Source organism: Sphingomonas sp. FUKUSWIS1 (assembly GCF_000733135.1).
GTDB classification, from domain to species: domain Bacteria; phylum Pseudomonadota; class Alphaproteobacteria; order Sphingomonadales; family Sphingomonadaceae; genus Sphingomonas; species Sphingomonas aerolata.
On record NZ_JPJC01000229.1, the window covers coordinates 148,265 to 156,787 of the forward strand.

General features: G+C 64.9%; 6 protein-coding genes and 1 pseudogene. 5 read left to right on the forward strand and 2 right to left on the reverse strand.

Features of this window, described 5'->3' with window-relative positions:
- The coding region (locus sphsw_RS14335; RefSeq protein ID WP_031441211.1) for an amidophosphoribosyltransferase at nt 1-971 on the reverse strand (971 nt) is incomplete at its 3' end.
- A gap of 133 nt (nt 972-1,104) precedes the next feature.
- Between sphsw_RS14335 and hisI the strand changes: the two genes are divergently transcribed.
- The 4 genes from hisI to sphsw_RS14355 are packed head-to-tail and all read left to right on the forward strand — an operon-like array spanning nt 1,105 to nt 4,258.
- On the forward strand, nt 1,105-1,467 hold the full coding sequence (gene hisI / locus sphsw_RS14340) for a phosphoribosyl-AMP cyclohydrolase (RefSeq protein WP_031396541.1): 363 nt from the start codon (nt 1,105-1,107) through the stop codon (nt 1,465-1,467).
- Nucleotides 1,464-1,967 (forward strand): hypothetical protein, encoded by a 504-nt coding sequence (locus sphsw_RS14345; RefSeq protein WP_235188405.1) that lies wholly within the window; start codon nt 1,464-1,466, stop codon nt 1,965-1,967. The genes hisI and sphsw_RS14345 overlap by 4 nt, the downstream gene beginning before the upstream one ends.
- Nucleotides 1,968-1,999: 32 nt before the next feature.
- A complete protein-coding gene (locus sphsw_RS14350) occupies nt 2,000-2,452 on the forward strand; it encodes a MerR family transcriptional regulator (RefSeq protein ID WP_031396539.1) in 453 nt (150 codons plus the stop codon).
- A gap of 3 nt (nt 2,453-2,455) precedes the next feature.
- Nucleotides 2,456-4,258, forward strand: coding sequence for an acyl-CoA dehydrogenase C-terminal domain-containing protein (locus sphsw_RS14355; protein ID WP_031441213.1), 1,803 nt, complete (start codon nt 2,456-2,458; stop codon nt 4,256-4,258).
- Between the two features lie 137 nt (nt 4,259-4,395).
- Here the strand turns inward: sphsw_RS14355 and sphsw_RS14360 are convergent, their stop codons facing one another.
- A complete protein-coding gene (locus sphsw_RS14360; RefSeq protein WP_081874339.1) occupies nt 4,396-7,449 on the reverse strand; it encodes a TonB-dependent receptor plug domain-containing protein in 3,054 nt (1,017 codons plus the stop codon).
- Nucleotides 7,450-7,786: 337 nt separating this feature from the next.
- Between sphsw_RS14360 and sphsw_RS14365 the strand changes: the two are divergent.
- Nucleotides 7,787-8,523 (forward strand): annotated as a pseudogene (locus tag sphsw_RS14365) (histidine kinase); the annotation flags it as partial.

The following is an 8,523-nucleotide window of genomic DNA, read 5'->3' on the forward strand; positions in this document are numbered from 1 at the left end:
ACATAATGCGAGCGAATGATTCCGAGCTCGAACGGAATCCCCGATTGCTGCGCATAGCCGATCGCCGCGGGGGTGCCCGAATCTGGGACCGGGATGACGAGATCGGCATCGACCGGCGATTCGATCGCGAGCTGCGCCCCGATCGCTTTCCGCACCGAATAGACCGAATGGTCGTCGACGATCGAGTCGGGGCGCGAGAAATAGACCCATTCGAAGATGCACGGCCGCGCCGCCATCGGCGCGAACGGGCGGATCGAGCGGATCTCGGACCCCTGGACGATCACGAGTTCGCCCGGCTCGACCGCGCGGACGAAGGTCGCGCCAACGACGTCGAGCGCGACGGTTTCGGACGCAAAGATCACTGCGTCGCCAAGCTTGCCCATGACCAGCGGCCGGATGCCCAGCGGATCGCGGCAGGCGATCATGCCCTCGGGCGTCATTACGATGAGCGAATAGGCACCCTCGACCTGCTTTAGCGCATCGATGAAGCGATCGAGCAGCGTGCGATAGTTCGACGTCGCGACGAGATGGATGATCGTCTCGGTATCGCTGGTCGACTGGAAGATCGAGCCACGACGCACGAGCTCGCGACGCAGCCGCATTGCGTTAGAGATATTGCCGTTATGCGCGATCGCGAAACCGCCCGTCGACAGCTCGGCGTACAGCGGCTGCACGTTGCGGAGCGCGGTCTCGCCGGTCGTCGAGTAGCGGACGTGCCCGCAGGCCACCGTGCCCGGCAGCGCGCGAATCACGTCGTCGCGATCGAAGTTCCCGGCGACATGCCCCATCGCGCGGTGCGTATGGAAATGGGCGCCGTCGAACGTCGTTATGCCGGCGGCTTCCTGGCCGCGATGCTGCAGCGCATGGAGGCCCAGGGCGACAAGCGCCGCCGCGCCGTCGGTGGCCGAGACGCCAAACACCCCGCATTCTTCACGGAGTTTGTCGTCATCATAAGGGTTTGTGGTCAGCATGCCGGGTCTCACGTCGTGCGGAGCATGCCCTATAGTCGCGGTTCACACGTTTGTCGCCTCCTTGTAATAACATTGCGCAATGGGTTTGATCTCTCGCGTCGCTTCGCGCCCGCTTTCTGGTATGTCCCCGGGCATGACACACAGCCGCGACACGGGCCTGACGCTCGATCCGAAGTTCGACTCCTCCGGCCTGCTGACGGCGGTCGTCACCGATCGCGTGTCGGGCGATGTCTTGATGGTGGCGCACATGAATGCCGACGCGCTGGCGCAGACCCAGGCGACCGGAGAGGCGCATTTCTGGTCGCGGAGCCGGCAAGCCTTGTGGCGCAAGGGGGAGACGTCGGGCAATGTGCTGCGCGTCGCCGAACTCCGGATCGACTGCGACCAGGACGCGATATGGGTGATCGCCGATGCCGCGGGCCCGGCCTGTCACACCGGCGAACGTACCTGTTTTTTCCGGCGTATAGAGGGTGATGGCCTGGTGACCGCCGAATGAGCCACTGGCGTGGCGGGCTCATGCTCCTGCTGTCGCTGCTGGCCGGATGCGACGGTGCGTCGACCAGCATCACCAATACCGAGAGCACGCCCGGTTCGCGGCTCGAGTCGGCGGCGCGGAGCGCGGGTATCGTTGGTGATCCCGGTGCCGCGCTTCAGGGCTCCTGGGCGCGCGATACCGACCGGATCTGCATCATTGGGACCGAGCGGGTCAGCCGGATCGGCGTCAGCGTCGATTATGGCGAAGCTCAGAGCTGCGCGGCATCGGGGACCGTCGAGCGCTCAGGCGAGCGGCTGCAGATGACGTTCGGCAAATGCGCATTCGATGCGCGGTTCGACGGGGATCGCATCACATTCCCCGCCGACATGCCCGAAGCGTGCGAAGCGCTGTGTGCGGGACGAGCCTCGCTTGCCGCGGTGACGGTCGATCGGTTGAGCGAGTCGCGGTCCGAGGCGGCCACGCTGCGCTCGAAGGCGGGCAAATTTCTATACCGAGATTGACGTTGACGTAAACGAGAGCTAAATGTTCCGGCATGGCGACCAGAGCATCCCCGGCAGAACGGGCATCTCCCGAATCCTATGCGGTGATCGAACCGCGGCATGATCGCGACCATTTCACGATATCGGATCTGTCGAGCGAGTTCGACGTGACCGCACGCGCGCTTCGCTTCTACGAAGACGAAGGGCTGATCGCGCCCGAGCGACGGGGCACGCAGCGTATCTACTCGCACCGCGACCGCGCACGGCTCGCATGGATCCTGCGCGGCAAGCGTGTCGGCTTCAGCCTCGGCGAGATCCGCGAGATGATCGACCTTTACGACGTCGGCGACGGGCGTCGTGCGCAGCGTCAGGTCGTGATCGAGCGCAGCCAGTCGCGGATCGCGCTGCTGACCGCGCAGAAGCGGGATATCGACGCCGCCATCGACGAACTTACCAATTTCGTGGCCCTTCTCGAAGTCGGCCGCGCCAACGACCAGCAAGGATAGACCATGCCCCAATATACGCCCCCCGTCCGCGACACGCGCTTCGTCCTCGAACAGGTCGTCGGCCTCGACCGCTACAGCAACCTGCCGGGCTTCGACGCGGCTTCCCCCGACGTCGTCGACGCGGTGCTGGAAGAGGGCGGAAAATTCGTCGCCGAAGTCCTGTTCCCGCTCAACCTGTCGGGTGATCAGCAGGGCTGCACCCGCCACGAGGACGGATCGGTCACGACGCCCGACGGCTTCAAGGAGGCGTACAAGCAGTATGTCGAGAGCGGCTGGGCGACGCTTGGCAACCAGCCCGAATATGGCGGGCAGGGGATGCCGCACGTCGTCTCGACCGCGTTCCAGGAATACATGATCTCGTCGAACATGGCGTTCGCGATGTACCCCGGCCTGACGCATGGCGCGATCGCCGCGCTGGTCGCCAAGGGATCGGACGCGCAGAAGGCGATGTACGTGCCGAAGATGGTGTCGGGCGAATGGGGCGGGACGATGAACCTGACCGAGCCGCAGTGCGGCACCGATCTGGGCCTGATCCGCACCAAGGCCGAGCCGCAGGCGGACGGCTCCTATGCTATCACCGGCACGAAGATCTTCATCTCGAGCGGCGAGCATGACCTGACGGAGAACATTATCCACCTCGTCCTCGCCAAGACGCCGGGCGCGCCCGACAGTTCGAAGGGTATCTCGCTGTTTGTCGTGCCGAAGTTCCTCGTCAACGAAGACGGTTCGCTCGGCGATCGCAACGGCGTCACCTGCGGGTCGATCGAGCACAAGATGGGGATCCACGCCAACTCGACCTGCGTGATGAACTATGACTCGGCGACCGGCTGGCTCGTCGGCGAGGAGATGAAGGGCCTCGCCGCGATGTTCATCATGATGAACGCGGCGCGTTTGGGCGTCGGCCTTCAGGGGCTGGGCGTGGCCGAGGTCGCGTATCAGAATGCGGTGCAATATGCGCAGGACCGTCGCCAGGGACGCGCGCTGACCGGGCCGAAGGAGCCGCAGGAAAAGGCGGATTCGCTGTTCGTCCATCCCGACGTGCGCCGCATGCTGATGGAGGGCAAGGCGATGACCGAGGGGTTGCGCGCGTTGATCCTGTGGACCGCGCTGCAGGGCGATCTCGAGCATAACGCCGCGACCGAGGAAGAGCGTCAGCTGGCGGGCGACATGATCAGCCTGCTGACCCCGGTCATCAAGGGCTATGGCACCGACAAGGGCTATGAGATCGCCACCAACGCGCAGCAGGTCTATGGCGGTCATGGCTACATCGCAGAATGGGGCATGGAGCAATATGTGCGCGATGCGCGGATCGCGATGATCTACGAAGGCACCAACGGCGTGCAGGCGATGGATCTGGTCGGTCGCAAGCTGGCGCAGAACGGCGGTCGCGGGATCCAGGCGTTCTTCAAGCTGGTCGCGGACGACGTTGCGGCGGCCAAGAGCGATCCGGCGACGGCGGCATTTGCCGAGGCGCTGGAAAAGGCGAACGGCCAGCTTCAGGCGGCGACAATGTGGTTCATGGCGAACGGCATGAAGAACCCTGAGAATGTCGGCGCCGGTGCGGTCAGCTACATGCATCTGATGGGGATCGTCGCGGTCGGCGCGATGTGGCTGCGGATGGCGGTTGCCGCCACCAAGCTGAAGGCGGCCGGTGAGGGCGAGGCGGCGTTCCTCGACGCCAAGCTGATCACCGCGCGTTTCTATGCCGAGCGGATCCTGCCCGACGCGGGCGCGCTGCGTCGCAAGATCGAGGGTGGCGCGGAGTCGCTGATGGCGTTGCCGCCGGAGATGTTCATGGCGGCGTGATCGCCATCCTCCAGACGTGAAGGGCGCGGGCATCGGGATATCCTCCCGCGGCCCGCGCCCTTTTTTTGTCCATGTCGCTCGGACAAAAAAGGGGAGCCGTTGCCGGCTCCCCTCCTGAGGTACGTTGTGTCCGGGGATCAGAAGTTGATCCGGACACCTGCATAATAGCGGCGGCCGAGCGGATCATAAGTGCCCGCATCGGTATCCTGGCCGGCCGACGCGCCGATATCGGCGAGATAGGGCGGCTTGTTATTGAGCAGGTTCGACCCGCCGACGTAGAATTCGAAGCCGTCGTTCGTCTGGAAACGGATCTGCGAGTCCAGGTAGAATTGCGGACGGACGCGGTACAGCGGATTGGTACCCGGGCGGGCGCCGGTCAACTGGTCGTCGAGGCTTGCCTGGCTCATCCAGGTGCCCGTCGTCGTAAAGCCGACACCATCGATGTCATAGGACAGGTTCGTCGTAAACCGGTCGCGCGACGCACCGATCTCACCCGCGAAATAGTCACGATCCGCATCGGGCAGGGGCACCGTGTAGCCCGAGATCAGATGCGTGTATGAGCCTCGCAGACCAAGTGTGCCGGCGAGACCGATATCGGCGAGATCCTGGCGATAGGTGATGACCGTATCGATGCCCCGGGTCTTGACGCCACCGCTGTTGAGGAAGCTGGTCGTCAGCTGGTCGAGCGACCCGGCGCTGTTCGGCCCGAGCGCGGCCGCACGGCGCGTGATCTGGCTGCAATAATCCGAATTGCCCTGCTGGTAGCACTGGTTGACGATGTATTGCAGCGGCGTCTGGACGATCGCATCCTTGATCCGGATGTTGAAGTAATCGACCGTGACGACGAGGTTGCGCAGCGCTCGGACCGAACGCGGGTTGATCACCACGCCCGCGGTGAAGGAATTGCCCTTCTCTTCTTGGAGGTTGCGATTGCCCGCCTCGAAGCTGGTGACGCCCTGGATATCGGCCTGGTTCGCGGCGAACGCGCCGCCGTTCGCCGCGATGTTGGCGAGCACGCCGGACGCGGCACGGCAGGTCGTGCCGAGCGTTCCGGCCGTCGCCGCGGTCACGCCGATGCAGGGATCGTTGACGCTTGGGAAATTCTGCTGCGGAGCCTGGAACAGCTCGTTGATGTTCGGCGCACGCACCGACCGCGCCTGCATCACGCGGAAGCGGATATCCTCGACCGGTGCCCATTCGCCGCCGAAATTGTAGCTGTAGGTGGTGCCGACGGTCGAATAATCGGACACGCGGATCGCGCCGCGGACGCTCAGCGACTGGAAGAACGGCTTGTCCTGGATGATCGGTGCGACGACCTCGCCGAACCCTTCCCAGAGATGGAAACGTCCCGCGGTCGATGGCAGCGCGTTGTTGCCGTTCAGGCCCTGCTGGGTGAGCAGATCGAAGTCGTTGCGGCTGCTCTCGCGGCGGTATTCGGTACCGACGCTGAAGCCGATCGGGTCGGCGCCGAACAGCGAGAAGAGCTTGCCCGATACGTTGCCGCCGGCAACGGTCTGCGTGACCTTCGTGCTGAGCGTGGTCGGCACGGCGAGATAGCCGGCCGCCGGTGCGAGCGCGCCCGCGCCGTAGATGTTGGCGGGAACGCAGCCTGCTGCGCGCGCGGTCGGATCGGCGCACACGATCTGCCCCGTTGCTGGGTCGCGATAAGAATTTAGCGCCTGGAAGAAGTTAGCGGTATTAAATTGGCCGGTTCCGACCTGGTCTTCTTTGGTCTGGCCATAGATCCCATAAACTTCATAGTTAAAGCGGTCTTCGAGGAACTTGCCGTTTGCGCCGCCCGCGATGCGGAACAGGTCACGGCTGGACCGGATCGTCCGGGGTCCGAAATCGGCGAGACGGCGATCAAAATAGATGTCCCGCAGTCCATCATTGTCGGTGTCCGTCGCAGCATTGAAGATCGCGTCTGGCACATAGGGGTTGCGATAGGTTACGCCGCCGACGACCGTCTGGATCGGGATCTGGCCCGAATTGCGTGGGTTGCTGAAGGTCGAATCGAGGGGGAACGCCTCGATCACGGTGCTGACCTTGGTCTTGGCATAATTGCCCTCGACGAACAGGTTGAGTGCAGGCGACACCTCGTAATTTGCGCGGCCGGCGGCAACGTAGCGCTCGACGGGAACGGCGAGATAACGGAAGTCGGACCGGTTGAAGCCGTCCGGGCCCGCGGCCGTACCATCGGCATTGACGCAGCCCCCCGTGCCGTTGGCGGACGCGCAATCGCGCAGCGCGCCATCCTGACCATAGGTGAAGGTGCTGTCGCCGGCATAATAGCGACCCTGCGGCGCAAACCCCGAAAGATACGGCCGCTGCGGCGTAAACAGCTCGGCATCGTTGCCTGTTAGATAGCCGCGGCTTGTCGAATCGACGGCGCTTGAACCCGCCTCGGTGAAACGGTCGCGCTTCAGCACTGTACCCTGCTTCGAATAGCCACCGAACAGCATGATGTTGCCGCGATCGTCAGCGAAGTTCTTCCCGACGAGGGCATTGACCTGACGGTCGAAGCCGTCGCCATATTGCGACATGCCGACTTGGCCGTCGAGCTGGATGCCGTCGAACTTCGTCTTGTAGATCATGTTGACGACGCCCGCGACCGCGTCGGACCCGTAGACGGCCGATGCGCCGCCGGTCAGGATGTCGACGTTCTCGAGGAACTGCGTCGGAATCACGTTGAGATCGACCGCGCTGCTGCCCGGAAGGCCCGAGACGAAGCGGCGGCCGTTGACGAGGACCAGCGTGCGGTCCTCGCCAAGGTTGCGCAGATTGACCGTCGCTACGCCCGCGCCCTGCGTCGCGAAGCTCGAATTGGTGCGGCTGACGCCCGGCGTACCGAATGCCGGATTCTGGAGCAGGACGTCCTGTACGTTGATCGCGCCGGCCTGCTGGATCTGCGCGATGCCGACGCTCTGGAGCGGCGAGGCGGCGGTGGCCGACGGCGATGCGATGCGCGAGCCGGTCACGACGATCTCGCCTGCCGGCGCTTCTGTAGCACCCTGCGGGTTCTGATCCGTCGCGGTCTGGGTCGGGGTCGCTGGCTCCAAAGCCTCTGCCTGAGCGGCTGCCTCGGGCGTGGCCGCAGGCGTTGCCGGAGCGGTTTGTGCGGCAGCGGGGAGCGTGGAAACCGCAACGAGGAGGCTCGTGGCGAGCAGACTGCGACGATAGGCTTGGGTCATTTAATACTCTCGACTGAAACATTCCGACGAAGGGGCAAAGCCGCTGACCTTCGTCGATGCGCCGCCGTTAGGCCGCGCGGCGCGGCCCGATCCACTCGATTGAGACGAATAGGATCGTTTTTTTACAATGTGTTTCATCCTTGCAACAGTCTGGAGGGATTGGGTTTCCAGCGCCTCGGGCTGACGCGCCGGAGCCGCCAAGCGTGCAGGTGAGGCACCCGATCAGCCGCATGCGATTTCCCGATCGCCGTCTTCCCCCGGGGGGCGCTGTTGGCGTAGACGGAGCCATGGCGGTTACCGTGTTTCCCGATCTCGTTGCGAAGAGTGTCTCCGGGACATGACGGTCCCCGGAACATGGGCGACCGTTCTGGCCGGCGTTGCGACGCTGCTGCTGCTCGGGCTTGGCGGGCTGCTGCTGTTCCTGGGATTGCGCGCGCGCGCCGGCGTCGCGACGACCCTCGCTGAGAATGCGACGATGCGCGCGTTGCTCGATGGGTCGCCGGCCGTCGCGACGGTCGTCCGCTCGGATGGACGAGTGGAGATGCCGCAGCGGATGGCGGACTGGCTGGGTATTCCGGCGCCACGCTATCTGATGGATCTGGCGGGTGAGGAATCCGGGCTCTCACCCGAGGATGCTGCCGCGCTGACCGCTGATGTGACCGCTGCACAGCGTTCGGGCCGGCCCTTCGTCCGTGCCGTCCGCCCCGTCGGTTCGACGCGGGCCATCACGCTGCGCGGCGCGCGTGCGCCTGGTGCGATGGGGGCAACTGGCAGCATCCTGATCTGGGCGTTCGATGCAACGGACAGCGAATCCGAGATCAAGCGCCTCGGCACTGAGACGGCGCGGCTTGGTGCCGCCTATGAGGCGCTGACCGGGCTGATCGAAGCGGCGCCGCTGCCGATGTGGTACCGGGCGCGCGATCTCAGGCTGTCGATGGTCAATTCCGCCTATGTCGCGGCCGTCGAGGGCCAGGATGCGCAGGACGTGGTCGCGCGCGGCCTCGAACTCGTCGAGGGATCGGGGCGCGGCGGGCCGCTGGCGGGTGCCGCCGCCGCGCGCGAGCAGGGGCGGCC